The sequence below is a fragment of the Dyella sp. SG562 genome (genome assembly GCF_011759495.1).
GTDB lineage: Bacteria > Pseudomonadota > Gammaproteobacteria > Xanthomonadales > Rhodanobacteraceae > Dyella_D > Dyella_D marensis.
Genome location: NZ_JAAOYS010000004.1, coordinates 238803 through 265509, shown reverse-complemented (window position 1 = coordinate 265509; position 26707 = coordinate 238803). Strand labels below are relative to the sequence as shown.

At 68.1% G+C, this 26707-nt stretch carries 22 protein-coding genes; 16 read left to right on the top strand and 6 right to left on the bottom strand.

Features of this window, described 5'->3' with window-relative positions; genetic code table 11:
* The first annotated feature begins 107 nt into the window (after nt 1-107).
* The 6 genes from dinG to FHW84_RS10430 all read left to right on the top strand — a co-directional run bounded on the left by dinG (nt 108) and on the right by FHW84_RS10430 (nt 4830).
* Nucleotides 108-2210, top strand: coding sequence for an ATP-dependent DNA helicase DinG (dinG, locus tag FHW84_RS10455; RefSeq protein WP_167255160.1), 2103 nt, complete (start codon nt 108-110; stop codon nt 2208-2210).
* Nucleotides 2207-2764 (top strand): HutD family protein, encoded by a 558-nt coding sequence (locus tag FHW84_RS10450; RefSeq protein ID WP_343203589.1) that lies wholly within the window; start codon nt 2207-2209, stop codon nt 2762-2764. The genes dinG and FHW84_RS10450 overlap by 4 nt, the downstream gene beginning before the upstream one ends.
* 39 nt (nt 2765-2803) lie before the next feature.
* A complete protein-coding gene (locus FHW84_RS10445) occupies nt 2804-3382 on the top strand; it encodes an NnrU family protein (RefSeq protein ID WP_167255158.1) in 579 nt (192 codons plus the stop codon).
* A 174-nt stretch (nt 3383-3556) separates the two neighbouring features.
* Nucleotides 3557-3754 carry a hypothetical protein gene (locus FHW84_RS10440; protein ID WP_167255156.1) on the top strand — a complete coding sequence of 66 codons (198 nt, stop codon included), beginning with the start codon at nt 3557-3559 and terminating at the stop codon, nt 3752-3754.
* Nucleotides 3755-3758: 4 nt separating this feature from the next.
* Nucleotides 3759-4349 carry a DUF938 domain-containing protein gene (locus FHW84_RS10435; RefSeq protein WP_167255154.1) on the top strand — a complete coding sequence of 197 codons (591 nt, stop codon included), beginning with the start codon at nt 3759-3761 and terminating at the stop codon, nt 4347-4349.
* Between the two features lie 46 nt (nt 4350-4395).
* Entirely contained in the window at nt 4396-4830 is a 435-nt protein-coding gene (locus FHW84_RS10430) for a YchJ family metal-binding protein (protein ID WP_208399737.1), read from the top strand.
* A 155-nt stretch (nt 4831-4985) separates the two neighbouring features.
* On the opposite strand, the gene FHW84_RS10425 is transcribed toward FHW84_RS10430, so the two are convergent.
* The 5 genes from FHW84_RS10425 to gltB all read right to left on the bottom strand — a co-directional run bounded on the left by FHW84_RS10425 (nt 4986) and on the right by gltB (nt 15977).
* Nucleotides 4986-5759 (bottom strand): NRDE family protein, encoded by a 774-nt coding sequence (locus FHW84_RS10425; RefSeq protein WP_167255152.1) that lies wholly within the window; start codon nt 5757-5759, stop codon nt 4986-4988.
* Between the two features lie 4 nt (nt 5760-5763).
* The gene (locus tag FHW84_RS10420) at nt 5764-6645 is read right to left on the bottom strand and encodes a methylglyoxal synthase (RefSeq protein ID WP_167255150.1); all 882 of its coding nucleotides are present in this window, start codon (nt 6643-6645) and stop codon (nt 5764-5766) included.
* Between the two features lie 140 nt (nt 6646-6785).
* Nucleotides 6786-9566, bottom strand: coding sequence for a TonB-dependent receptor (locus FHW84_RS10415; protein ID WP_167255148.1), 2781 nt, complete (start codon nt 9564-9566; stop codon nt 6786-6788).
* Between the two features lie 383 nt (nt 9567-9949).
* The gene (locus FHW84_RS10410) at nt 9950-11362 is read right to left on the bottom strand and encodes an FAD-dependent oxidoreductase (protein WP_167255146.1); all 1413 of its coding nucleotides are present in this window, start codon (nt 11360-11362) and stop codon (nt 9950-9952) included.
* A gap of 169 nt (nt 11363-11531) precedes the next feature.
* On the bottom strand, nt 11532-15977 hold the full coding sequence (gene gltB, locus FHW84_RS10405) for a glutamate synthase large subunit (protein ID WP_167255144.1): 4446 nt from the start codon (nt 15975-15977) through the stop codon (nt 11532-11534).
* A gap of 396 nt (nt 15978-16373) precedes the next feature.
* Between gltB and FHW84_RS10400 the strand changes: the two genes are divergently transcribed.
* The 3 genes from FHW84_RS10400 to FHW84_RS10390 all read left to right on the top strand — a co-directional run bounded on the left by FHW84_RS10400 (nt 16374) and on the right by FHW84_RS10390 (nt 21616).
* On the top strand, nt 16374-18659 hold the full coding sequence (locus FHW84_RS10400) for a TonB-dependent receptor (protein ID WP_167255142.1): 2286 nt from the start codon (nt 16374-16376) through the stop codon (nt 18657-18659).
* Nucleotides 18660-18673: 14 nt separating this feature from the next.
* Nucleotides 18674-19402, top strand: a complete 729-nt coding sequence (locus FHW84_RS10395) for a phosphatase PAP2 family protein (RefSeq protein ID WP_167255139.1) — start codon at nt 18674-18676, stop codon at nt 19400-19402.
* Nucleotides 19403-19633: 231 nt separating this feature from the next.
* Nucleotides 19634-21616 (top strand): UvrD-helicase domain-containing protein, encoded by a 1983-nt coding sequence (locus tag FHW84_RS10390; protein WP_167255137.1) that lies wholly within the window; start codon nt 19634-19636, stop codon nt 21614-21616.
* A 235-nt stretch (nt 21617-21851) separates the two neighbouring features.
* Here FHW84_RS10390 and FHW84_RS10385 read toward each other — a convergent pair whose 3' ends face one another.
* Complete coding sequence (locus FHW84_RS10385; RefSeq protein WP_167255135.1) at nt 21852-22544, bottom strand: XRE family transcriptional regulator; 693 nt, start codon at nt 22542-22544, stop codon at nt 21852-21854.
* 136 nt (nt 22545-22680) lie between these two features.
* Between FHW84_RS10385 and FHW84_RS10380 the strand changes: the two genes are divergently transcribed.
* From FHW84_RS10380 to FHW84_RS10350, 7 genes are all read left to right on the top strand, one after another.
* A complete protein-coding gene (locus FHW84_RS10380; RefSeq protein WP_167255133.1) occupies nt 22681-23367 on the top strand; it encodes a hypothetical protein in 687 nt (228 codons plus the stop codon).
* Between the two features lie 297 nt (nt 23368-23664).
* Complete coding sequence (locus FHW84_RS10375) at nt 23665-24015, top strand: putative holin (protein WP_167255131.1); 351 nt, start codon at nt 23665-23667, stop codon at nt 24013-24015.
* A complete protein-coding gene (locus FHW84_RS10370; protein ID WP_167255129.1) occupies nt 24008-24289 on the top strand; it encodes a phage holin family protein in 282 nt (93 codons plus the stop codon). The genes FHW84_RS10375 and FHW84_RS10370 overlap by 8 nt, the downstream gene beginning before the upstream one ends.
* Entirely contained in the window at nt 24286-24759 is a 474-nt protein-coding gene (locus FHW84_RS10365; RefSeq protein ID WP_243868059.1) for a lysozyme, read from the top strand. Before FHW84_RS10370 ends, FHW84_RS10365 begins: the two co-directional genes overlap by 4 nt.
* A gap of 118 nt (nt 24760-24877) precedes the next feature.
* Complete coding sequence (locus FHW84_RS10360; protein WP_167255127.1) at nt 24878-25288, top strand: phage tail terminator-like protein; 411 nt, start codon at nt 24878-24880, stop codon at nt 25286-25288.
* A 92-nt stretch (nt 25289-25380) separates the two neighbouring features.
* Nucleotides 25381-26289: a phage tail tube protein gene (locus tag FHW84_RS10355; protein WP_167255125.1), complete on the top strand. Its 909-nt coding sequence runs from the start codon at nt 25381-25383 to the stop codon at nt 26287-26289.
* Entirely contained in the window at nt 26286-26678 is a 393-nt protein-coding gene (locus tag FHW84_RS10350; RefSeq protein WP_167255123.1) for a hypothetical protein, read from the top strand. The genes FHW84_RS10355 and FHW84_RS10350 overlap by 4 nt, the downstream gene beginning before the upstream one ends.
* Nucleotides 26679-26707 lie beyond the last annotated feature (29 nt).

The window sequence follows — 26707 nt, the reverse complement described above, 5'->3', positions numbered from 1 at the left end:
CTGGGATGACGAGCAAGGGGGGCCGAGCCCCCCAACCCCCTCCCCACCCCCTACAATCAACAACCACCCAAAAAAGCCGCCCCCCGGCGCGGCCCCGCCGCCCCCCCATGCTCACCGACGAAACCAAGGAATCCATCCGCACCGCGTACACGCGCCTGAAGGAAGGCCTCCCCGGCTTCCGCGCCCGCGCGTCACAAGGAAAGATGATCGCCGAGGTCGCCAAGGCCCTGTCGGTAGAAGGTGGCGCCGCCATCATCGAAGCCCCCACCGGCACCGGCAAATCGATGGCCTACCTCATCGCCGGCGTCGAAGTCGCGCGCGCGCAGAAAAAGAAACTGCTGATCGCCACGGCCACCATCGCCCTGCAGGAACAGCTCGTCCAGCGCGACATCCCGCTCTACCTCAAGCTCAACGGCCGCGAAGCCAAAGTCGCCCTCGCCAAAGGCCGCGGCCGCTACGTATGCCCGCGCAACCTCGCCATGGCCGCCAACAGCCTGCAGGACACCGCGCAGATGGGTCTCGGCTTCGAGGCGGACCTCGCCCTGTGGTCCAAGCCCCCGGCCGAACGCGACAAGCAGGTGCTGAACAAACTCGTCGGCGCATTCGACCGCCACGAATGGGACGGCGACATGGACAACGCGCCGGAAACCCCCGGCGACCTGCTGCGCGCCATGATCACCACCAGCGCGGGCGGCTGCACCGGACGCAAATGCGCGCAGTTCATGGCCTGCCCGTTCTTCGCCGCGCGCCGCGCGGTGGGCGATGCGGACATCATCGTCGCCAACCAGGACCTGGTGCTGGCCGACCTCACCATGCCGCGCGAGGAAGACGGCTTCGGCGGCGTGATCCTGCCCAAGCCCGACGAAGTGCTGTACATCTTCGACGAAGGCCACCACGTACCCTCGAAGGCCATCGACCGCGGCGCCGCCGAAGTGCATATGAGCGCCACCGTGCGCCAGCTCAGCCGGCTGGGCCGGCAGATCCACGCGGCGTACTCGCTCACCGACAAGGAAGTGATCGGCAAGCTCGCGCTGGATGCCGGCGACGAAAAACTGCAGGAACTGAGCGACGCGCTGGAAGAACTGGAAAAAGACATCCGCCTGCACTGGCTGCCCTCGCCCAACGACGACGAGCCGATGTACCGCGGCTCGCTCGGCCAGCTGCCGGAATCCTGGGTGGAGCATGCGCGCGTGCTGTACGTGTTCACCGGCGAGATCGAGCGCTGGGTCGGCGCCGTGCGCCGCGCGGTGCTGGAGATGACCGAGAGCGGGCCGACCAACGAGGCGCTGTCGCGCGAGCTGGGCATGGCGCTGGAACGCATCGACCGCCAACTGCGTACCTGGCGCGCCTGGTCCAGCGAGGACCGCGAAGGCGGCCCGCCGCTGGCGCGCTGGGTCACGCTGTCCGGCGACCAGCAGCTGGTCTGCCATGCGTCGTCGGTATCCGCCGGCGGCCTGCTGCGCAGCGTGCTGTGGGAGAACGCGAGCGCCGTGGTGATGACCTCGGCCACGCTCAGCGCCGGCGGCAATTTCCGCACCTTCGCGGATGCTGTCGGCCTGCCCGACAGCGCGGTCACGCTCAGCCTGCCCTCGCCGTTCAATCTCGCCGCGCAGGCACGGCTGGAAGTGCCGGCGCTGCGCGCCATGCCGGATGCGCGCGAGGAACACGCGCAGGAGATCAGCGACTGGCTCGCCGCGAATCTGGACTGGGCCGCAGGCAACCTGGTGCTGTTCACTTCGCGCGCCAAGCTCGACCGCGTACTGCAGAAGCTGCCGATCGAATGCGTGCGCAAGGTGCGCGCGCAGGGCTCGCTGGGCAAGGCGCAACTGGTCGCCGAGCATATTGCGGATGTCGAAGCCGGCAAGGGCAGCACGCTGTTCGGCCTGGCCTCGTTCGGCGAAGGCCTGGACCTGCCCGGCAAGCTGTGCGAGACGGTGGTGATCACCCAGCTGCCGTTCGCCGTGCCCACCGATCCGGTCGGCGCCACTTACGCGGAATGGCTGGAATCGCGCGGGCGCAATCCGTTTATCGAAGTGACCGTGCCCGATGCCACGCGTCTGCTCACGCAGTACTGCGGCCGCCTGATCCGCACCGAGACCGACCACGGCCGCATCGTGCTGCTGGACCGCCGCGTGGTGACCAAGCGCTACGGCGAGCGCATGCTCAATGCGCTGCCGCCGTTCGCGCGCGCGATCGAGCGCGCGGCGTGAGCATCGTGCGCGGTGCCGATATCGCGGTGACGCCGTGGAAGAACGGCATGGGGCGCACGCGCGAATTGGCCGTCCATCCGGCGGGTGCGGCCCTGAGCGATTTCGATTGGCGCGTGAGCGTGGCCGAGGTGGACAGCGCGGCGCCGTTCTCCGCGTTTCCCGGCGTGGATCGGCAGATCGCGCTGCTGGAAGGCGCGGGTTTCGCCATGCGCTTTGCGGACGGCAGCGAGCATCGGCTCGATGAACTCCGCACGCCGTTCGCCTTTGCCGGCGAGGCATCGGTGGACGTCACGCTGATCGAAGGCGCCACGCGCGATTTCAACCTGATGCTGCGGCGTGGCGTGGCGGACGGCCGCATCGAAACCTGGCGCGCGGGCACGCATGCACTGGCTGGCGTGGTTCTCATCTATGCCACCCGCGCGGAAATCGTCACGCCGGAAGGCCGCCTGCAGGCCGGCGACGTGTGGCATGTGCCGGATGGCACCCAAGGCACGCTGGCGCTGGACGGCGAATCCATCGCGCTCGCCGTACGCCTTCATCGGCGCGCCGTTTAGCGCTCTATACTCGCCCCATCCATCCGGAAGGGGTTCCCGATGACACTGCTGATCCTGGGTCTGCTGCTGTTCCTGGGCGTGCATTCCATCAGCATGCTCGCTCCCGGCTGGCGCACGCGGCAGATCGCGCGCTTCGGCGACATGGGCTGGAAAGGCCTGTACTCGCTGGCCTCCATCGTCGGCCTGATCGTGCTGATGATCGGCTTCCGCGACGCCCGCCTCGCACCGGTGCTGCTGTACGTGCCGCCGCTGGCGCTGCGCCATCTCAATGCGCTGTTCACCCTGGTGGCCTTCGTGCTGTTCGTCGCCGCCTACGTGCCGCGCAATCACTTCAAGGCCCGGCTCGGCCATCCCATGCTGGCCGGCGTGAAGGTGTGGGCGTTCGGCCATCTGCTGGCCACCGGCATGCTGCACGACGTGCTCCTGTTCGGCGCCTTTCTGCTGTGGGCGACTACCGATTTCGTGATCTCGCGGCGGCGCGACCGCGCGGCCGGCACGGTCTACCCGGCCGGTACGCTGCGCGGAACCCTGGTGACGATCGCCGTCGGCGTCGCCGCCTGGGCTTTCTTCGCGTTCTACCTGCATCTGCGCTGGATCGGCGTCAACCCGATGCACTGAACCCGCACGTTCTTGCGCCCATGGCTCAGCGTAGGTTGGGGTTCGCCTGCGACTCACCCCAACCTACGTCGGATTTGAGAAGTGGATCGAGGGGTGTAGGGAGTCATCTCCCCCATCGCAACGCAGCGCGCTAGAGTGCTCGCACCCTTTATCCGTTCCCGTAAGGAACCCTCCATGGCCGCTTTCCTGCTCTGGCTGTTGCTGCTGGTGTTCTGCTGGCCGATCGCCCTGCTGGCGCTGGTGCTGTATCCCATCGTGTGGCTGCTGACCCTGCCGCTGCGCCTGGTGGGCATCACGGTCAACGCAGTGTTCTCCTTCCTCGGCGCCTTGCTGATGCTGCCGGCGCGCATCCTGCGCGGCCGTCCCGCCTGAGCGGGTGGAGAAACCGAACGCCCCCTCCTGCGACCGCAACCGCGAGCCTATCCTCGCGGTGCTGCGCGAACACTTCGCCGGCCGGCGCGACGCGCTGGAGATCGGCAGCGGCACCGGGCAACACGCGGTGTACTTCGCCGCGGCGATGCCCTGGCTGAGCTGGCAATGCTCGGACCGCGTGGAAAACCTGCCCGGCATGCAGCTGTGGCTGGACGAAGCCGGGCTGCCCAATACGCCCGCGCCATTGCAGCTCGACGTCGGCGGCGCCTGGCCGGCGCACCGCTACGACGCGGTGTTCAGCGCCAACACGCTGCACATCATGAGCTGGCCCGAAGTCGAGACCTTGTTCGCGCGCTTGGCCGACGCCACCACCGGCGACGCCGTGCTGGCGATCTACGGCCCCTTCAACTACGGCGGCCACTACAGCAGCGACAGCAATGCAATCTTCGATCAGTGGCTGAAGGCGCGCGGCGCGCATATGGCCATCCGCGATGCCGAGGCGGTGAACGCACTGGCCGCGCGTGCGGGCTTCCATGCGGTGGCCGATATCGCCATGCCAGCCAACAACCGCTGCCTGGTCTGGCGTCGCGGCTAGTCCATTTGGCCGGCTCGCCGTGCCAAGCGCCGCCACGGGTGGCATCATGGCCTATCGCCACACGCCGGCTCATCTATCCGTGCAAGCCATCGACACGCTCACGCCCTGCCCTTGCGGCAATCCCGCCGGCTATCTGCGTTGCTGCGGGCCGCTGCACGAAGGCGCGGCGGCGGCCACGGCCGAAGCGCTGATGCGTTCGCGCTACAGCGCCTACGTGCTCAAGCGCGAGGATTACCTGCTCGCCACCTGGCACGCCAGCACACGGCCGGCCACGCTCAAGCTCGGCGCGCAGCAGCCGGCGCCGACCTGGCTGGGGCTGACCGTGAAGCGGCACGAGAGCGAAGGCGACCGCGCCATCGTCGAATTCATCGCACGGCTGCGCTACGGCGGCGGCAAGGCGCAGCGGATGCATGAGATCAGCAGCTTCGTGCGCGAGGATGGGCGGTGGTACTACGTCGACGGCAGCTTCCCTGACGCGTGACGTAGGTTGGGGTGAGCCACAGGCGAACCCCAACGATGCGCAAGGTACCAAGGTGGCGAACGTTGGGGTTACTGGCTGCATCAGCAGCCAGCCCTTCGGGCCATCCGCTACGCGGATGTTCGCTACGGCATCCTGCCTTCGCAGTCGCCTGCGGCTCACCCCAACCTACCGCCGAAGCTCATCGCCGTCTCACCCTCGTCGCGCCCATTCGGCCCGAAGCGCCGCTCCACGATCACGCCGCGCCCATCGTGCCCCAGCGCCACCACTGTGCTGGCACGCGTGCCGTACAACTCGCCGCGGATGAAAGCCGAAGACAGCCAACGCTCGCGTTCCAGGCCCACGCCGGTGTCGGGTAGTTGTTCGTCCGGTGCGCGATGTTCGTCGGCCAGCGCGGCGAACAGCGGCGCGAAGTCGTCGCCCTCGCCATGCTTGGCCAGCCAGCTTTCCAGATGCCCCATCAAGACGCGCGTCTTGGGCCACGGCGTATTGAAGTCCGCATTGGACAGGCCATGCACGCCCGCCACCACCGCCTGCGCCTTCGGCACGGGACGGTTGCCGAGATAGAACGCCGCGGCCGTATCGAAGGTGAGCAGGTTGAACGGCCGGTAGCCCGGCGCCGCGGCCTGCAAGGCCTGCGCATGCGACGCGGCATCGGCCGCGCCGGCGAGGTAGTCCGTCGCCAGCAATCCACGCGAGGCGCCGAGCTGCGGATCGCGCGGGTCGCGCACATTGGTCACCACGCAGCAGCGGCCGGTATCGGTCACGCCCAGCCAAGTGCCGCCCGCCTCCAGGTCGCGGCCGCCGATCGTCACGCCGTCGCTCCAGCGCGCCAGCGGCGCGCTCGGACGCGCATGGAACTCGTCGCGGTTGCCGGCCAGCAGCAGGCGCCAGCGCGGGTGGGCCTGCCAGGCGAACGCGATCAGGCACATGGCGTCAGCACGGCCGCTGCCCGGCGCGGCGGCGCACCGCCTCGGCCCAGCGGCGCGCGACGGCGGGGGAAGTCATGCACACCGCGTCGTCGGTGACGGTGGTGACGGCGCGCTCCAGCAGCTGGATATCGGCCTCGTGCTGGCGCGCTACGTGCGGGTCTTCGAAGAACAGCGCGCGCTGGCAGCGCCGCTCCAGCACCAGGTCGGCGATCTGCGCATCGCCGCCCATCGGGCCGCTCTGGTAGCGCTGCACCCAGTCCTGCTCCTGCGGCCAGCCGCGGCTCCAGGCCAGTTCGTTGAGGCGCTGGCCGGTGGTGCCGGTGGCGATGCGTTGCGCGAAACGCGACAGCACGTCGAAATGCTCGGCGGCGTAGGCCACCATCTGCGGCTTCATCGCATCGTGCGCGATCAGCGCCAGCGTCTGGCGCTCCAGCGCGTGCAGCGCGTCGGCGCCCGGGTCCGGCGCGAAGCCGGCCAGGATGCGCTCCTGCTCCACCCAGTCGCGCGCCGAGGCCACGGTGGAGATAAACGGCTTCTGGTGGATCACGCACTGGCGCTTCAGCGCAATCGCTTCGGGGAAGATCGACGAAGGGTCGACCGGATGCATCAGGTACACCGCGCCATCGAGCACGCGCCCGGATTCGGGCAGGCCGACGATCTCCGCCACCAGCTTCATCAGGCCACCGTCGCGGCCGTAGGGATAGCGCACCAGGCCGTCGTAGTCGCCCAGCACGCCGTCGCGCACGATCGCATCGTAAGTGCGGCCCACCGCATGCAGGCGGATGCCCAGTTCGCGGATGCCTTGCCGGCTGGCGCGCAGCCAATGGAACAGCGCGGATTCCGCATGGCTGTGATGGGCTTGATTGGCGGCCAGGCCGATGCGCATCTGCGGTTTCCCCTGCGGGTGGATGGATCGAACGCAGAGCGTACCGCGCGCGGCTGCATGGCGGGGACAAACGCCGGCTTCCTCGGCACAAAAAAAGCGGCGCGCCGGCTACCGGCGCGCCGCCTGGATTCCCCTCCCGTTCAGAGCTTCAGTTTCACGCCCAGGTTGTAGAAGCGGCCGACCAGGCCCGCCTGCGCGTAGGTCGGGTTGTAGTTGGCGCCGCCGCCGGCATAGTTGGACGGATCGAACGGTGCCTTGCGGTCGAACAGGTTCATCACCGAGCCGGTGATCGCGATGTGGTCGTTGATCTGGTAGCTGCCGGTCAGGTCCATGTAGGTGAACGAGCCGATGCGGCAGCTGACCGGGATCACGGTCAGGCAGTTGCTCGGATCGGTGCCGGCATCGAGCGCGTAATTGGCCATGCCGCTGACGTGGTACAGCGTGCCGGTGATCGTGGCCGGACCCCACTCGAAGGTGTTGGCCCAGGACATGCGCCGCCGCGGCGTGCCGGCGCCGGAGGAGAGCTGGTACGGCCCATGCGTGCCCACGAACTGCTGCTTGGTGCCGTCCGGCAGGGTCAGCGTCCAGTTGAAGATCTGCGTGCCGCTGAACTGGCTGATGTAGTGCATGTCGTGGTTGAAATCGAAATGGGCCTGCAGGTCCACGTCGATGCCGGTGGTCTTCAGCGAGGTGGCATTGATGTACAGGCTGTCGATCTCCGCCGGCCGCGGCAGCGCGTTCGGATGCAGCGGGTCAGGCGTATCCGGGATCACGATCACGCCCGGCGCCTGCGGCAGGCCCGCGTAGTAGTTGGCCAGCGCGGCGGAGGCGTCGGCCGGTCCGATCACGTTCTCCTTCTTGATGTTGAAGTAGTCGACCGACACGTTCAGCCAACTCGTCGGCTGCACCAGCACGCCCAGGGTGTAGTTGCGCGCCTTCTCCGGCTTGATGTCCTTGTTGGCCAGCGTGGCCAGCGACAGCGCGTACTGATTGACGTAGCCGTTGCCGCTGCCGCCGTGCGCGGCGATGAAATCCGCCGGCGGCGTGTGGTTGATGAAGCCCTGCGACGAGCTGGAACCGTTCTCGGAGAAGCTGGGCGCGCGGAAACCCTTGGAATAGGTGCCGCGCAGCGCGATCCAGTCGAACGGCTTCCACTTGATGCCGACCTTGGGCGTGAAGTGCGTGCCCACGTCGGAGTAGTGGTCCAGGCGCCCGGACACGTCCAGTTCCAGCGATTCGAGCAGTGGCGCGTTGAACTCCACATAGCCGGCAGACACATTGCGGCTGCCCTTGGTCTGCGCATTGCCCAGGCCCTGGAACTCGAAGTTCGGATTGAGCGTGGGATCGTCGATCGACTCGTGGCGGAACTGCGCGCCGAGGGCGAAGCCGAGCGGACCGCCGGCCATGTCCCACAGCGAGCGGTTGGCGGCCAGGTCCAGCGAGTCCAGGTCCGAGGTGGAGGTCTTGTCGTAGCCCGGCGCCAGCGCCGCGCGCACCCGCGGGCTGTTCGCCGCGGGGTTGGCGAAGTTGTAGGTGCCGTTGGTGACGGCGTCGAGCAGCGCGGCGTAGTTGATATAGCCGTACTGCTTGGTGTCCAGCCAGTCGTGGTTGATCACCGCGGTGACGTCGTAGTTCCACTCGCCGAACGCGCCGGACACGCCGCCGACGATGCGCGCGTTGTGGTTGTCGTAATTGAAGCCGTTGGCCATGTCGCCGAACGCGTAGTTGATCAGCGCATAGTCGTTCGGGAACGGATTGCTCGGATTGCCCGGCGGCAAGGCAATGCTGTTGGTGTTGTGCGGCGTGCTGGACTGCAGCTGCCGCGGCAGGCCCGGCACCCAGGTCTTGGCCTCGAAGTAGCTGGCCGACAGATAGGCCCGCGTGGTGTCGTTGATCTTCATGGTGAAGCGGCCATAGATGCCGCCCTGCTCCATCGCCGGCTGCACCTGGCCGTACAGCGACTGGAAGTTCTGCTCGCAGTAGCTGCCCGTGTCGTCGGTGACGCCGATCGAATTGCTGCCGCAGGGACGCAGCGGCTGCGCCAGCGCGCCGGCGTTGGGCGTGCCGCTGGTGAGATCGCCGGGGCGGGTCAGCGAGCCGGGCGTCACCGAGCCGTACACCGAGCCGGTGCGCTGCCCCGGCTGGCCGATGTTGAGGTCGGGGCCGCCGATCGAGCGCAGGTCCTGCGTGTTGAACGGGAAACCGCGCTGGCGCAGCCAGATCGGGTTGTCCTTCTGGTACTGGATGGCGATGTAGCCGTTGTGGCCGTCCTTCTCCAGGTCCCCCGCGCCGGCCAGCAGGGTGGCCTTGCGGGTAAAGCCGCCGCCGTGCTGCGAGGTGCCGACGTCGACGGTGCCCTCCACGCCCTTGTAGTTGGGCTTGAGGATGATGTTGACCACGCCGGCGATGGCATCGGCGCCGTACAGCGAGGAAGCGCCGTCCTTCAGCACTTCGATGCGGTCCACCGCGGCCAGCGGAATGGTGTTGAGGTCGACGAAGGAACGCTGGCCGTCGTCCGCCACCGGATAGCTGGCGGCGCGATGGCCGTCGACCAGCACCAGGGTGGAGTTCACCGTCAGGCCGCGCAGCGCGACGCCGGAGGAACCGGCCGCGAAGCCGTTGGCGAAGGCGTTGGGAATCGAGCCGCTGTTGTCGGCGGAGATCGAGCGGACCACGTCCGAGACCGTGGTCATGCCGCTGCGCTGGATCTGCTGGGCGGTGAGCACGGTGACCGGCGACGGCGTTTCCACGTCAATGCGCGGCACGGCCGAACCGGTCACGGTGATGGTCTGCAGTTGCTTCGCCTGCTCCTGCGGAGGCGGCGGCGGTGGAGCTGGAGTGGCTGCGTCTTGGGCAAACGCAGCCCCGACCGGAGCAAACAATAAACCGGCCAGGGTCAGTGCAAGCTGGTTGCGCTTCATGGGGATGGCCTCTCTTTGTTTGTTAAGGCATTGCGCCAGAGAGCCCATCAGCCGGGTGGGGGAACGCGCCGCGTCGGGCGCATGCTTAATGGGCTCGAAAGAGAGTCAAGCACTTTAAGGTTGGCTTCACAAGTCCATTACAACGCAAACTAAGTATTTGATGGCGCAATATTTTGCGCGCAATGTAGTTTGCATAAGGCGTGCCTGAAAGAGCCCGACATAATCAGGACATATTAGGCGGAAGCGGATTTATCCATTAATCCGCTTATTTGGAACGTTCCAAGCCGGTCGGGTAATTCCGGAAATTCCCGAATAATCATTCGGCAAGAAAAAAAACGCCGCCCTTCCGGGCGGCGCAGGTTTTTTCCGATGCCGGGACCGGCTCAGGCCAGCAAGGCCTGCGCGATCGACCCGCCCGCTTCGCGTCCGTCATACACCGCGCGCACCACCAGGTCCGCGCCGCGCACGTTGTCGCCGCCGGCGAAGATGCGCGGATGGCTGGTCTGGTGCGGCAGCTGGCCGGCGGCGCCGGTGACGATGCGGCCGGAGCGATCCAGCGCCACGCCGTGCGAGCGCAGCCAGTCCGGCGGGCTGGGCAGGAAGCCGAAGGACTGGATCACCACGTCGGCGCGAAGCTCGGCCTCGGTGCCGGGCACGTTCTGCGGACGCGCGCGGCCGTGGCCGTCCTTGACCAGGGTGGTGTCGATCACGCGCACCGCGCGCACCTTGCCCTCGGCGTCGCCCAGGATCTGCAGCGGCTGGCGCTGGAACAGGAATTCCACGCCTTCCTCGCGGCTGTACTTCACCTCTCGCGCGGAGCCGGGCATGTTCGCTTCGTCGCGGCGGTAGACGCAGGTGACCGAAGCGGCGCCCAGCCGGATCGCGGTGCGGTTGCAGTCCATGCCGGTGTCGCCGCCGCCCAGTACCACCACGTGCTTGCCGCGGAAGTCGAAGGCGTGCGGCGCCGGTTCGTCGCGCAGCAGGCGCTCGGTGTTGGCGATCAGGAACGGCAGCGCGTCGTGCACGCCGTGCAGTTCGCGGCCCGGCAGTTCCGCGTCCACGTAAGTGTAGGCGCCGGTGCCGACGAAGACGGCGTCGTAATCGTCCAGCAGCTGGCCGAATTCCACGTCGCGGCCCACTTCGCGGCCGAGCAGGAAACGCACGCCCATGCCTTCGAGCACGTCGCGGCGCGTGCGCACCACGCCCTTGTCCAGCTTGAACGGCGGGATGCCGAAGGTGAGCAGGCCGCCGATCTCGTTCTGGCTGTCGTACACGTCGGCGGCGATGCCGGCGCGGCGCAGGCGGTCGGCGCAGGCCAGGCCGGCCGGGCCGGCGCCGACGATGGCCACGCGCTTGCCGGTTTCGCGCACGCGCGAGAGATCCGGCCGCCAGCCCTGGCGCAGCGCCTCGTCGGTGACCCAGCGCTCGATGCTGCCGATGGTGACCGCGCCGAAATCGGTCTGCTCCAGCGTGCAGGAGCCTTCGCACAGGCGATCCTGCGGGCAGACGCGGCCGCAGATTTCCGGCAGCGGATTGGTTTCGTGCATCAGCGTGGCCGCTTCGAGGATGCGGCCGTCCTGCACCAGCTTCAGCCAGTTCGGAATGTAGTTGTGCACCGGGCAGGCGTGTTCGCAGTACGGATTGCCGCAGTCGATGCAGCGCTCGGCCTGGCCGGCCGCCTGCGGCGCCGCGAAGTCGCCGGCGATCTCGCCGTAGCCGAGCACGCGGATGGCGACCGGCACGGTGCGCGGCGTCTGGCGTTCGACGTGGAGGAATTGGAATGACTTATCTGGCATGGGAGCTGGGAGTCGGGAATAGAGAATAGGGAATAGGTGCACTAGGAAAGCGTGAGGGAATTCGGCGGTTTTCGCTCGATGGGACGAAGCGAGGCGCCCATGGCTACCGCGACCTCATGCCTATTCCCTGTTCCCCATTCCCTGTTCCCTTGCGCTGGCGGCAGCCCCATCACGCCGCACTCCTCAATTCTTCCGCCAGCGCATCCAGGCTCGCGGCCTTCGGCTTCACCAGCCAGAACTTGTACTGCAGGCCGCGGAAGTCGCGCAGGATCTGCCGGCCCCAGTCGCTGCCGGTCAGCTCCACATGGCGCGACACCAGGCCGCGCAGGTGCTGCATGTAGTGCTCCATGCCTTCCGGCGAGATGCGCAGGATGTCGACCAGCTCGTGGTTGTAGCAATCCACGAAGTCGCGCTCCAGGTCGAGCACGTAGGCGAAGCCGCCGGTCATGCCCGCGCCGAAGTTCAGGCCCACCTTGCCCAGCACCGCCACCACGCCGCCGGTCATGTATTCGCAGCAGTGGTCGCCGGCGCCCTCTACCACCGCCAACGCGCCGGAGTTGCGCACGGCGAAGCGCTCACCCGCGCGGCCGGCGGCGTACAGCTCGCCGTCGGTGGCGCCGTACAGGCAGGTGTTGCCGATGATCGCGGCGTCCTGGCTGGCGAACGGCGAGTCCAGCGGCGGACGTACCACGATGCGGCCGCCGGCCATGCCCTTGCCCACGCCGTCGTTCGCTTCGCCGACCAGGTCGATATGCACGCCGCCGGCATTCCACGCGCCCAGGCTTTGCCCGGCCGCGCCTTCCAGGCGCAGCACGATCGGCTGGTGGTCCATGCCGTGGTCGCCCCAGCGGCGCGCCACCTCGCCGGACAGCCGCGCGCCGATGGCGCGGTCGGTGTTGGCGATGGCATAGCGGAATTCGCCGCCGCTGCCATTAGCCACCGCTTCGCGCGTGTCGTGCCCGATGCGCGTGGCCAGCGCCGCGTCGTCGCGCATCGGATTGCGCGGCAGGGTGCAGGCGAAGTCGACGTCCGCGCCCAGCGTCTCGCCCTGGATCAGCGGGCGCAGGTCCAGCTTGTGCTGCACCGGCGTGGCGCCTTCCAGCTGCTGCAGCAGGTCGCTGCGGCCGATGATCTCGGACAGGCTGCGCGCGCCCAGCCGCGCCAGATGTTCGCGCACGTCTTCGGCCACGAAGCGGAAGTAGTGCATGACCATTTCCGGCAGGCCGATGAAGTGTTCCTTGCGCAGCACCGCGTGCTGGGTGGCGACGCCGGTGGCGCAGTTGTTCAGATGGCAGATGCGCAGGTACTTGCAGCCCAGCGCCACCATCGGGCCGGTGCCGAAGCCGAAGCTTTCCGCGCCCAGCAGCGCGGCCTTCACCACGTCCAGGCCGGTCTTCAGGCCGCCGTCGGTCTGCAGCCGCACGCGGCCGCGCAGGTCGTTGCGGCGCAGGGTCTGCTGCGTCTCGGCCAGGCCCAGCTCCCACGGCGTGCCGGCGTACTTGATCGAGGTGAGCGGGCTGGCGCCGGTGCCGCCGTCGTGGCCGCTGACGGTGATCAGGTCCGCGCCGGCCTTCACCACGCCCGCGGCGACGGTGCCGACACCGGCATGGCTGACCAGCTTCACCGAGACCAGGGCGCCGGGATTGACCTCCTTGAGGTCGTGGATCAGTTCGGCCAGGTCTTCGATCGAATAGATGTCGTGATGCGGCGGCGGCGAGATCAGGCCGATGCCCGGCTTGGCGTAGCGCAGCCGCGCGATGGTGGCGTCCACCTTGTGGCCCGGCAGCTGGCCGCCCTCGCCCGGCTTGGCGCCCTGGGCGATCTTGATCTGCAGCACTTCGGCGTTGACCAGGTAGGCCGGCGTGACGCCGAAGCGCCCCGAGGCGACCTGCTTGATCTTGGACATCTTCTCGGTGCCGTAGCGCGCCGGATCTTCGCCGCCCTCGCCGGAGTTGCTGCGCGCGCCGAGCCGGTTCATGCCGATCGCCAGCGCCTCGTGCGCTTCGGGCGACAGCGCGCCCAGCGACATGCCGGCCGAGTCGAAGCGCGACAGGATGCTCTGCACCGATTCCACTTCGTCCAGCGGCACCGCCTCGCCCAGCGGCTGCGGGCTGAGCAGGTCGCGCAGCGCCGATGGCGGGCGGCGGTCGACGAAATCCGCATAGGCGCGGTAGTCGGAGGCCTCGCCGGAACGCACCGCCTTCTGCAGGCTGGCGATCACGTCCGGGTTGTACATGTGGTATTCGCCGCCGTGCACATACTTGTACAGGCCGCCGGCGCGCAGCGACTGCGCTTCGTTCCAGGCCTCGGCCGCGAGCAGGCGCTGGTCCTGCTCAAGCTCGGCGAAACCGGCGCCGCCGATGCGCGAGGGCGTGCCGGGGAAGCACAGCGCCACCACCTCCGGCGCCAGGCCGACGATCTCGAACAGCTGCGCGCCGCGATAGCCGGCGACGGTGGAGATGCCCATCTTGGAGAGGATCTTGAGCAGGCCCTTGCGGATGCCGCGGCGGTAGCTGCGGCCCACTTCCATGCGGTCGCTGGCGATATGCCCTTCGCGGCCCAGCTCGAACAGGCTCTGGTAGGCCAGCCACGGATAGATGGCGGTGGCGCCGTAGCCGATCAGGCAGGCGAACTGGTGCGGATCGCGCGGCGCGGCGGTCTCCACGATGATGTTGCATTGACATCGCAGGCCTTCGTCGATCAGGTGCGCATGCACCGCGCCGGTGGCCAGCAGGGAGTGGATCGGCAGCAGGCCGCGCTCCGGGTAGCGGTCGCTGAGGAAGACCAGCGCGCCGCCCGCGCGCACCGTCTGCGCCACCTCGCGGCAGAGCCGGCGCAGCGCGTTCTCCAGGCCTTCTTCCGGCGCGTACATCAGGTCGAAGCGCGGCGTGCCGCCGAACTGCGGCAGGGCCAGCAGCTGGCGCAGCTTGCGCTGGGAGAGGATCGGCGAGTTGATCAGGATCTGCTTCGCGTTCTCCGGCTGCAACTCGAACGGATTGCCCTCCGGACCGATCTGCGTCACCAGCGACATCACCAGCTTTTCGCGCAATGGATCGATCGGCGGATTGGTCACCTGCGCGAACGCCTGCCGGAAGCGGTCGAACAGCGGGCGCACCTGGCGCGACATCGCCGCGATCGGGGTGTCGTCGCCCATCGAGCCGGTGGCTTCCATTTCCAGCTCGGCCAGCGCCTTGAGCACCGACTCGCGCTCTTCGCGCGACAGTCCGTAGAGCTTCTGGTAGCAGCGCAGCTGCTCGGCCGGCAGCGGTTCGGCGGCCAGCGAGGGGTCGATCAGGTCGGATTCGAGATAGCTGACGCCCGCGCGCAGCCAGTCGCGGTACGGCGCGCGGCGGCGGTTGATGTCGTCGATGTCGGCGTTGCGCAGCAGGCGCCGGTTGGCGAAGTCGACGGCGATCATCTCGCCGGGGGCGAGGCGGCCCTTGGCGACCACGCGCGCGGAGGGCACGTCCCACAGGCCGGCTTCGGAGGCGACGATCAGGTGGTTGTCGTCCGACAATGCCCAGCGCGCCGGGCGCAGGCCGTTGCGGTCCAGCGTGCAGGCGGCGTAGTGGCCGTCGCACATCACCAGGCCGGCGGGGCCGTCCCAGGGTTCGCTGTGCAGGGCGTAGTACTCGTAGAAGGCGGCGAGGTCCTCGTCGATGCCTTCGCGCGCGGCAAAAGCCGGCGGCACCAGCACGCGCATCGCGGCGATCAGCTCCAGGCCGCCGGTGGTGAGCACTTCCAGCGCGTTGTCGAGGCTTTCGGAATCGGAACCGGTCTGGCGCACCAGCGGCCCGAGGTCGCCCAGCTCCACCAGCGGCGAGCGCAGGATCGATTCGCGCGCCTGCATCCAGCGCCGGTTGGCTCGGATGGTGTTGATCTCGCCGTTGTGCGCCAGCAGGCGGAACGGCTGGGCCAACCTCCACTGCGGCGTGGTGTTGGTGGAAAAGCGCTGGTGGAACACCACCGCGTCGGAGACCAGGGCGGCGTGGCCCAGGTCCGGATAGACCTCGCGCAGGCGCCCCGGCGCGGCCATCGCCTTGTAGCCGATGACCTGGGCGGACAGGCTCACCACATAGAAATGCGCATCCTGCGCCAGCGCGGTTTCGGCGCGGCGGCGGGCGCGGAACAGGGCGCGCTCGAAGGCGTCGTCGTCCTGGCCCTGCGCCTCCACGAAGATCTGCCGCACGCGCGGCCGCGCGGCGGCGGCAAGCGGGCCGCAGGCGTCGGGATTGACCGCCACCTCGCGCCAGCCGGCCACGCGCAGGTTTTCCTCGCGCACGAAGGCTTCCAGGGTGGCGCAGGCTTCGTCGCCCCCGCCGGCCGGATCAAGAAACACCAGCCCCGCCGCGAAACGCTCGCCCACCGACAAGCCCGCTTCTTTCGCCAGCGCCGCCAGCCAGGCCTGCGGTTTGTGCACCAGCACGCCGCAGCCGTCGCCGCTGATACCGTCGGCGTTGACGCCGCCGCGGTGCGAAAGTTTGGCCAGCGCGTCGAAGGCGGTATCGACCACCCATGCGCTGGCGCGGCCGTCGATCTGGGCGACCAGACCGAAACCGCAGCTGTCGTGTTCGAACGCGGCGTCGTACAGCGCCGGTGCACCTGCCTGGACCATCTTGCCTCCCCGGCCGACGGATATGAGGGACACACACTCTCAGCGGTGCGTGACGCACCACTGCCCGCGCGTGGGTGTTGAATCGACTAAAGCATAGTTGGTGCGCCGCGTCAAAGCGATTCGGACGGCCAAATGACGGGCAACTTTCGGATATGTTTTAGATCTGACCATACCAGTCCTGGCGAACCGGCCTGGACCCGGCCGCGAAAAACCCCCGCCATCTAAGCTCCAGCTAAGGCTGATCTGGCATCGCGCGCGCGTTGCGGCGAGCTTCGTTTAGGCGTCCAAACGGCCATACCAGTTTCTTTGCGCAAGTCACACCAGCGCAACGGAATCGTCAAATATCCCGCCCACGATGCGCCGCTTTAACTCCTTCCCAACACAGCGGCGCCTCGCATGCCCATTCCGAACCGCAAGTTCTTCGTCCGCGCCGCCCGCGCGGACCTCCCCGCGCTGAGCGCCCTGGTGGCCGGTATCCGCCGGCATGTGCTGCCGGCGCCGTGGTGGCTGCTGGCGGCCGGTTTCTGCGTGGCCGGCACGGCCGCGGCGACGGATACGCCGACCGAGAACCCCGCGCGCCCCGCCGCCCAGCCGGCGGCCAGGCAGCTGGAAGAGGTGGAAGTCCGCGCCAATACCGCCAGCTCGGCCCTGGTGCAGGCGCCGACCCAGGCCGAGCTCGACATCACCCAGCCGCAGTCGGTGATCGGGCTGGACTACATCGCCAACCACGTGGCGCCCACCGCCGACTACGCCGCCATCGCGGCGATCGCGCCGGGCGTGTCCACCATCGGCGTCAGCGGCCCGGGACTGGGCGAAGCCAAGCAGATGACCATCCGCGGCTTCAACGACAACCAGTACAACGTCACCTACGACGGCATCCCGTTCGGCGATACCAACGACTTCAGCCACCACACCAGCAGCTATTTCCCCGCCAAGATGATCGGCCAGGTCACCGTCGACCGCGGCCCCGGCGGCGCCAGCCAGATCGGCCAGGCCACCTTCGGCGGCACGGTGGCGCTGCGCTCGAAGGATGCGCGCGACGAGTTCTCGTTCATCCCCACCCTGAGCTACGGCAGCTACGACACCACGCTCACCCACCTGGAACTCAACAGCGGCCGCCTGGACAGCCTGGGCGGCGCCAAGCTGATCGCCAGCGCGCAGTACAACGACACCGACACCGCCCGCACCCACTCGCCGATGAGCCGCAAGACCGGCTACATCAAATACGTGCAGCCGCTGGGCGAGGCGACCGAGCTGACCTTCCTCAGCAACTACAACTACATCCGCTTCAACAACCCGGACAAGACCGACCTCACCCAGCAGCAGATCGACACGCTGGGCCGCGACTTCGGCCTCAACACCAACCGCGCCAGCACCGACTGCTATTGCTACAACTACCAGACCAAGCAGACCGACCTGGAATACCTGGGCCTGAGCAGCGCGCTCAGCGACACCTGGCGCCTGGACGACAAGCTCTACACCTACGCCTACGACAACAACAGCCACGAAAGCCCGTACGTCGGCACGGCGGCGTCGAAGACCAACATGGGCGGCTACAACAAGATCAACAACTACCGCGCCTGGGGCAACACGCTCGAGGCCACGCACACTGACGACCACGGCCAGCTCAAGCTGGGCGGCTGGTACGAATACATCGACAACACCCGCTACAGCGTGGCGCTGGACTACGGCCTGGGCGGCATCCACGACGTCAAGAAGGGCAAGCCGGACAGCAGCGCCTACAAGTACACGATGGTCGATCGCCTGCGCACCACCCAGCTGTATGCCGAATACGCCTGGCGCGTGACCGACGCCTTCACCCTCACGCCCGGCGTGAAGTACGACCGCGCCACGCGCTATATCGACGCGCCGATCAACCAGACCACCAAGCTGCCGCTGAACTACCAGCAGACCTGGGACAAGACGCTGGGCTCGCTCACCGCCAATTACCTGCTGAGCAGCGAGTGGAGCGTGTACGCGCAGGCGGCGCAGGGTTTCCTGTCGCCCAACCTCAACCAGTTCTATGTGCCGAACCCGCGCGAAAGCCGCACCAAGCCGCAGGAAACGATGAACTACCAGGCCGGCACGGTGTACAAGACCGACCGCTTCAACGCCGATGCGGACGTGTTCTATATCGACTACCAGAACTTCCCGCTGATCGGCACCGACCCGGTCACCCACGACCCGATCTACGCGCTGGCCAAGGGCGCCACCATGAAAGGCGCGGAAGCGGAAGCGACGTATTACGTCGGCGAAGGCATCAGCCTCTATGCCAACGGCTCGGTGATCGACGCGACGTTCAAGCGCTCCAACCTGCGCATGCCCACCGTGCCGTCCGGCACCGCGGCGCTGGGTTTCCTGTACGACAACGGCGGCTTCTCCGGCTCGCTCACCGGCAAGTTCGTCGGCGGGCAGCGCGTGTACAACAGCGACCTCAATCCCGATGTCGCCGCCTCCGCCACCGCCAGCGGCCACAGCAGCGGCTGGTGGACCACGGCGCTCAGCCTCGGCTACGGCCAGAACCTCGCCGGCTCGGTGATCAAGAGCTACAAGATCCGCCTGCAGGTGGACAACCTGTTCGACCAGCACAAGCAGGTGATCGACGCGATCAAGGGCACCACGCCTTACTACCTGGTGCTGCCGGGCCGCAGCTGGTTCGCCTCCGTGTCGCTTGCCCTGTGATCCGGGAGATATCGATGATCCTCGCCCACTCCGTTCGCCGCGCGCTGCTGTGCGGCCTGCTGCTGCTTGTCGGCGCCGCTCACGCCGACGGCGCCACGCGCTACCTCGACGATGCACGCCTGCACCAGCTGCAGTCGGTGCTCGCGCCGCCTTCGGTGCCGGGTTCGCCGGAAGACCAGGCCGACCGCGCCGTCACCGACCAGGCCTACGCTCATCGCAGCGATGCCGATAACGCACTCTCGCACCAGGAAGAAAGCTTCGACGTGTTCGCCTTCGCCCGCGTGCTCGGTCCCGGCTTCGATGCCGCCAGGCTGCCGCGCACCGCGGCGCTGTTCGCCGAAGTGCAGAAGGAAACCGGCAAGGCGGTGAAGGAAGCCAAGAACCACTGGGAACGTGAGCGCCCATGTCCGCTGGACAGCTGCCGCAAGGACCCGGAAGGCGACGAAAAGGATCTGAAGAAAAAGAGCTACGGCTACCCGAGCGGGCACAGCACGCGCGCCACGGTGTTTGCCATCCTGCTGGCCCAGGCCCTGCCGGGCCGCGCCGATGCGGTCGCCGGCTATGCGCGCGACGTGGGCTGGCGCCGGGTGGTGCGTGGCGTGCATACGCCGCAGGACATTTATGCGGGGCGGGTGTTCGGGCAGGCTTTGGCGGCGGCATTCCTGGCCAATCCGGCGCTGCGGCGCGACCTGGATGCCGCTGCGAAAGAACTGAAAGACGCCGGACTCGCCGCCGCTCCCTGATTGAGTCCTTCTCCCTCCGGCGACCCGAAGGTAGTCCCCGTGGGAGAGAAGGTGGCGGAAGCCGGATGAGGGTCCGGCCGGAGCGAAGCACATCACTCTTGCGCTCCGCCCGTACCCTCACCCCAACCCCTCTCTCCCACAGGGACTACCTTCGGGTCGCCGAGGGGAGAGGGGCTCAAGCCCGCGGCTCTTTGCTACCATTCCGGACCGCCTTCCGCCTGCCGCCCGTCCATGCTCAACCCGCAACAATTGGCCGCAGTCGAGCACTGCGACAGTCCCCTGCTCGTGCTGGCCGGCGCCGGCTCCGGCAAGACCAGCGTGATCACGCAGAAGATCGCCTACCTGATCCAGCGCCGCCGGCTGGCGCCGTCGAAGATCGCCGCGATCACCTTCACCAACAAGGCGGCGAAGGAAATGCGCGAGCGCGTGGCCAAGCTGATCAGCAGCGAGGACGCCGCCGCGCTCACCGTGTGCACCTTCCACGCGCTGGGCCTGAAGTTCCTGCAGATCGAGCATGCGCGCGCCGGTTTGCGCAAAGGCTTCTCGGTGCTGGACGCCGACGACAGCGAAGTGATCATCAAGGAACTGGCACCCAAGGGCGCCAAGCCGGACGTGCTGTTCGGCATCCGCAACCTGGTCAGCCGCGCCAAGAACGCCGGCCTGTCGCCGGAAGAAGCCACCGCCGCCGCGCGCAGCCCGCGCGAGCTGGACGCGGCGATGATCTACACGCTCTACCAGTCGCGCCTGGCCGCGTTCAACGCGGTGGACTTCGACGACCTGATCCGCCTGCCGCTGCGCATCCTGGAAAGCGACGAGGAGTGCCGCAACGCCTGGCGCGAGCGCCTGCGCTACCTGCTGGTGGATGAATACCAGGACACCAACGACGCGCAGTACCGCCTGCTCAAGGCCCTGGCCGGGGAGCGCGGCGGCTTTACCTGCGTGGGCGACGACGACCAGTCCATCTATGCCTGGCGCGGCGCCAATCCGGAAAACATCGACCAGCTCAGCAAGGACTGGCCGTCCCTGCGCGTGATCAAGCTGGAACAGAACTACCGCTGCGGCCGCCGCATCCTGCGCGCGGCCAACAAGCTGATCGCCAACAATCCGCATCTGCACGAAAAGAAGCTGTGGAGCGAGCATCCGGAAGGCGCGCAGATCCGCGTGCTGGAGTGCAAGGACAACGAGCACGAGGCCGAGCGCATCGCCGCCATGGCCGTGACGCTGGCGGAGAAGCACAAGGCGCGCTGGCATGAGATGGCCATTCTCTACCGCGGCAATTTCCAGGCCCGTCCGCTGGAAAAAGCGCTGCGCTTGGCGCGCGTGCCGTATCACCTGACCGGCGCGCTGAGCTTCCTCGACCGCGCCGAGGTGAAGGACCTGCTGTGCTATCTGCGCCTGCTGACCAACCCCAGCGACGACGCGGCCTTCCTGCGCGTGGTGAACGTGCCCAAGCGCGAGATCGGCGCCACCACGCTGGAGAAGCTCGGCCAGATCGCGCAGACGCGCAACGCCTCGCTGCTCGACGCGGCGCGCAGCGATGGCGTGCTGCGCCAGCTTTCGCCGCGCCCTGCCGCCGCGCTGGCCGGCTTCACCCAGCTGATGGACGAATTGCGTAGCGCCTCGGTGCATTCGAGCGCGGCGGATCTGGTGGAAACGGTGCTCAAGCGCACCGGCTATGCCAGCGAGATCGCCGCCAGCACCACCGACACCGCCTTGCGCGAACGCCGGCTGGGCAATTTGCGCGAGCTGGCGGACTGGTTCCGCGCGATGCAGCGCAATGACAGCACCACGGGCGACCTGGCGGCGCAGCTGGCGTTGCTGAGCCATGCCGATCGCGACGAACCCGGCAATGCGCTGCGCATGATGACGCTGCATGCGGCGAAGGGATTGGAGTTTCGCTTCGTGTTTATCGTCGGCTGCGAGGAGGGCACGCTGCCGCATGACGGTGCGATGGACGAGGGGCGTGTCGATGAAGAGCGCCGCCTGATGTACGTGGGTATTACGCGTGCCAAGGAAATGCTGACCTTGTCGTGGTCGTCCAAGACCAAGCGCTACGGCGAGGTGCACAGCAACCAGCCGAGCCGGTTCCTGCATGAGCTGCCGCAGGACGATCTGCATTGGCAGGGGAAGGATCCGGAGGCGGACAAGGAAGTGGTGCGCGAGACTGCCGAGTCGCATATGGCGAAGATCAAGGCGATGCTGGCGGGGAATTGAAGAGCGGGCGGGTGAGGCGACGCTCGGCTTCTCGCTCCGGCCGGCCCCTCACCCCAGCCCTCTCCCCGGAGGGGAGAGGGGGCACGATGAGGTGATCGGGATGCGTAGCCTCCAAGTTGGAACTCTTCTCCCCTCCGGGGAGCACGCGGGGAGCGCACAGGGATGTGCGCTGCTTTGAGGAGCGAGGAAGATGCCGGCAGGCAGATGAGGGGCCACTCTTGCGACGCCCCATCGCTCAATGCCGCCGGCGGCGCCGGCGGTGTTCCATCATGGTGCCGATGATGCTGCCGGGATTCGCCGCATTGACCACCACGGTCGGGTAGTCCGCATTGAGCGGCACCAGTTCGAAGATCTCGTGCCCTTCCACATCGCGGCCGCGGCTGCGGTACTTCTTGAAGGTGGCGCTGCCGTCGCTTTCGATGCGCGCCACCACGAAGTCGCCCGGCAGGGGCTTTACCGCCGGGTCGATGATGACGATGTCGCCGGGGTGGAATTCCTCCAGCATCGACTCGCCGGTGATTTCCAGCGCAAAGGCCAGCCGGCCCAGGTCCTGCGCCAGCTCCGCGTCCACGCTCACGCTCTGCTCGGCGTAGCCGCGCGGATAGGGATCGGCCGCCTCGCGGCCGTGGCCGGCCTGCACCATCGAGATCACCGGCAGCTGGCGCACGTCCGGCTGGGCGGCGCGCAGGCCGCTGGGCACCTCGCCGCGGCTGTCGTCTTCCTTGCCGGTGCGTAGGTAGCGCACCGAGACGCCCATGATGCCGGCGGCCATCTCAAGCGCCGCGACGCGGATGTTGTCTGCTTCGATCACACCCGCCTCCCACTGGCTGATGGCCGACCCGGAATACCCGATGCGGCGGCCCAGCGCGCGCTGGGAGATGCCCGCGTGCTCGCGGGCGGCTTTGAAGCGTTCGGCGAAGTTACTCATGCGTTAAGTCTACTTGGCGTTCTGCTAAGTGTAATTGACAAAAGGTGCCAAGTAAACTTATCATTGTCCTACGGGAATCGTCCGCTCCGGACGCCTCGCCCGACGCTCCATCCATCGCCGAACAGGGAGGAATTCGATGAACGTACGCAAGCTCCTGGCCCGCCTCAATCCTTCGATCGCACGCTTCGAAGTGCACCATGGCGGCCAGTCCGAACTCACTCCCCAGGACATCGCCGGCGCCTTGGGCATGATCGAGGACCGCCTCGCCCGCGAAGTGCTGTGCACCGTGTGGTGGCCCGATGGCGCCCAGCTGCAGCGCGCCGAGCTGGACCGCATCGTGCGCGAGGCGCAGCTGCGCGAATGGATGCGCCTGCGCCGCGAGCTGGAAGCCGCGAAGCTCGCGCTGCACGTGGCCGAGGACGATATCGACGGCACCCACGGCACCCGTAACGCTCAGCGCGCCGCCTTGCAGCGCGCCACCGAAACCCTGGACGAAGTGAAGGCGCGCCAGTGGCCCGCGGTCGGTCCGATCTACCGCGCCGTGCGCAACGCGGTGCTGACCGAACTGGCCACGCCGCAACTGTGCACGCATTGCGAGGGACGCGGCGAAGTGTTCGCGCAGGACCGGCTGGTGGCCTGCCCGCACTGCGCAGGGCACGGCCGCACGCCGGTGAGCGACCGCAAGCGCGCGGCGATGATCGAGCGCGACGAAGCGGGTTATCGCCGCGTGTGGCGTCCGGTGTACGAGTGGACGCTGGCTTTGTGCGCAGGCGCGGAAACACGCGGCGCTCGTGCGCTGGAACATGCACTGGCACCTGCATGATCGCGTGCAGATGCGGAATCGACGCTTCCGCACTTCCCAAGGAAAATGCATAGCGTGGGATGTTTCGGCGAACGACGCATCGCATCGGATCTTCGCATCAAGGCCGCTCACCGAGCGGCCTTTTTATTTTCATGGTTCGCCGCTGCGGAATCGACGCTTCCGCACTTTCCGACGAAAATACGCAGCATGGGCCATCGAGCGAACGACGCACACGCCGCGCCCCTCACGCGTAGACACGCAACGCCCTCCCCTCCCCAGGCCGCCATGCGCGGCCTTTTGCTTTCATGGAGATCACTCATGACCGAACCCGCCATGGCGATGGCGGCCGCCGCCAGCCTGGGCCTCGCCGCAGCGCTGCCTGGCGTGGACGGCAACGCGCTGATCGGCGCGTTCGCCGGCGCCACGCTGTTTGTCGTCTCGTCCAAGGAGCTGCCGATCTGGCGGCGCCTTGCCTATCTCGGCGTGTCGATCGCGCTGGGTTACCTGGCCGCGCCGGAGGTGATGCGCTGGCTGCCGTTGCAGGCGTCGGGTGTCGCTGCGTTTCTCGGTGCGGCGCTGGGCGTCACCGTCACGCTGGGCCTGCTCGAGCGCGGCCGCACCTTCGACCTCGACGCCTGGCTGCGCAGCCGGGGAGGCCCGCATGCGTGACCCCGTCGAACTGCTCACCCTGTTCGCCTGCAGCTCGATCTGCCTGCGGCTGATCACCTACCGGCGCGCGCCGGATGCACGCTACCGCCCCTGGGTCTCGGCCTGCGCCTGGCTGCTGATCGTGTGCAGCGGCGGCCAGGCCATCCATATCGCGCTGGGCCACGCGGCGCCGGGCGAGACCACGCCGTGGCAGCTCGGCATCCTGCTGGTGCTGGCCGCGCTGCTGCACGTGGCGCGCGGCAATCTGGCGCGCGTGCTGAGGCTGGACGCATGAACGCCATGGGCATGCACACCAGCGCGCTCGGCGTGGCGCTGATCAAGCAGTTCGAAGGCTTGCGCACCTGCGCTTATCTCGATGCCGCGGGCATCTGGACCATCGGCTACGGCCACACCGGCGATGACGTGCGCTCCGGTTTTCGCATCGATGCCGCGCAGGCGGACGCGCTGCTGCGCAAGGACCTGGGCACGGCGGAAGAAGCCGTGCGCGCCTGGGTCACGCAGCCGCTCGCCCAGCCTTCGTTCGATGCGCTGGTGAGCTTCGTGTTCAACGTCGGCGCCACCGCGTTCGCCGGTTCCACCCTGCTGCGCAAGCTCAACGAGGGCGACATGGAAGGCGCCGCCGCCGAGTTCGAACGCTGGCGCTACGCCGGCGGCCGCGTGCTGCCGGGGCTGCTGCGCCGGCGCATCGCCGAGCGCACGCTGTTCCTGTCGCCGCATCCGGCCGGCGTCGCGCTGCGGAAGTGACGCTTCCGCGCTTTCACCCCTAATCTGGCTACAACGCGACATCGCATCCAACGCAGCGCCACGCATCCGAACCCGCCCATCGAGGCGGGTTTTTCTTTTTCCGCCACGGGAACCCGCCATGAGTTTCACCAACATCAATGCCGCGCTCGTCGCCGGCTACCAGGCCGCCGCGCTCAACCTGCCCACCGCCTACGAAGGCACCGACTTCGCGCCGACCACCGGCCAGCCCTGGGCCGCCTTATCCGTGCTGCCGCTGCCGGTTGTCGGCGGCAGCCTGGGCGCGGCCGGCAACGACCGCCACACCGGCACCTTCCAGATCGACCTCAACGACGCGCCGGGCGGCGGCATCGCACGCCTGCTGTCGCTGGCCGACACCCTGCGCGGCTATTTCAAGGCCGGCCGCCAGCTCGACGGCAACGGCCTGCCGGTGCTGGTCAACAGCACCAGCCGCAGCGTGGTCACCAGCAAGGACGGCTGGCTGCGCATGTCGGTGATCGTCGCCTGGTCCGCCTGGACCGACCACGGCTGAGCCGTGACCTCTCCGCTTGTTCGACCCGGGCCTTCTCGGCCCCACCCGTGCGGCCGCCTGCCGCGCGTTTCTTTCCATCAAGGAGCATCCGCATGACCATCGCCACCGGCAGCCGCCACAGCCTCGCCTACATCGCCGAGGCCACCTACGGCGCCACGCCCGCCACGCCGGCGTTCCGCCAGCTGCGCCACAAGAGCACCACGCTCGCCCTCACCAAGAACACCTTGCAGTCCGAAGAACTGCGCGGCGACCGCCAGATCGCCGACCTCCGCCACGGCACCGTCCAGGTGGGCGGCGACATGCAGGGCGAGCTGAGCTACGGCGCCTACGACGACCTGTTCGCCGCCGCGCTCGGCGGCAGCTGGAACGCCAACGTGCTCAACGCCGGCACCGCGCGCACCAGCTTCACCCTCGAGCGCCACTTCGCCGACATCGGCCAGTACCTGCGCTACACCGGCTGCGAGATCAACGGCCTGCATTTCGACGTGCAGCCGGGCGCCATCGCCAACGTCACCTTCGACGTGATCGGCCAGGGCGAAGCCGTGGACGCCAGCGCCGTGGCCGGCGCCACCTACGTCAACGCCGCGGCCAACCGCCCGATGGATGCGCTCAGCGGCGCGATCAAGGAAGGCGGCGCGGTGCTGGGCGTGGTGACGGAGCTGAAGCTGGACCTGGCCAACGGCATCGAGCCGCGCTTCGTGATCGGCAGCGCCAAGACCCTGCAGCCGAGCATCGGCCGCAGCAACCTCACCGGCACGCTCACCGCGTATTTCCTGGACGGTTCGCTGCTGTCGAAGTTCATCGGCGAGACCGAGAGCTCGCTGGAGCTGACCCTGTCCGACGGCACCAACAGCTATGTGCTGTACCTGCCGCGCATCAAGTACACCGGCGGCCAGGCCGACGTGGCCAACGACGGCCCGGTCACCTTGTCGCTGCCGATCCAGGCCCTGTACGACAGCGCGACCGGCACCCAGCTGCGCATCACCCGGAGCGGCGCATGAGCGGCATGGACGACTTCAGCATCCGCCAGCGCGCCAACGACGGCCGCCGGATCGCGCTGAGCCTGCCCGACGGTTCACCCACCGACCACTGGCTGCAGATCCGCAGCCGCTGGTCGGATGCGTTCCGCCAGGCGCGCGACGAAGCGATGCAGCAGGTGGCCCGCGTGGCGCAGGCCGGCGAGGCGGAGCTGGAAGCGGCGGTGGAGCAGAGCACGCTGGCGGTGCGTGCCGCGCTGGTCTCGGCGTGGAGCTTCGACGAGCCCTGCGTGGCGGCGAACGTGCAGGCCTTCCTGCGCGAAGCGCCGCAGATCGCCGAGCTGGTGGACCGCGCCGGCGCCGACGATCCGGCTTTTTTCGGCAACGCCTTCGCCAGCTCGCCGACTGGCTGAAGGCGCAGCAGCAGCTGGCCCGCCCGACG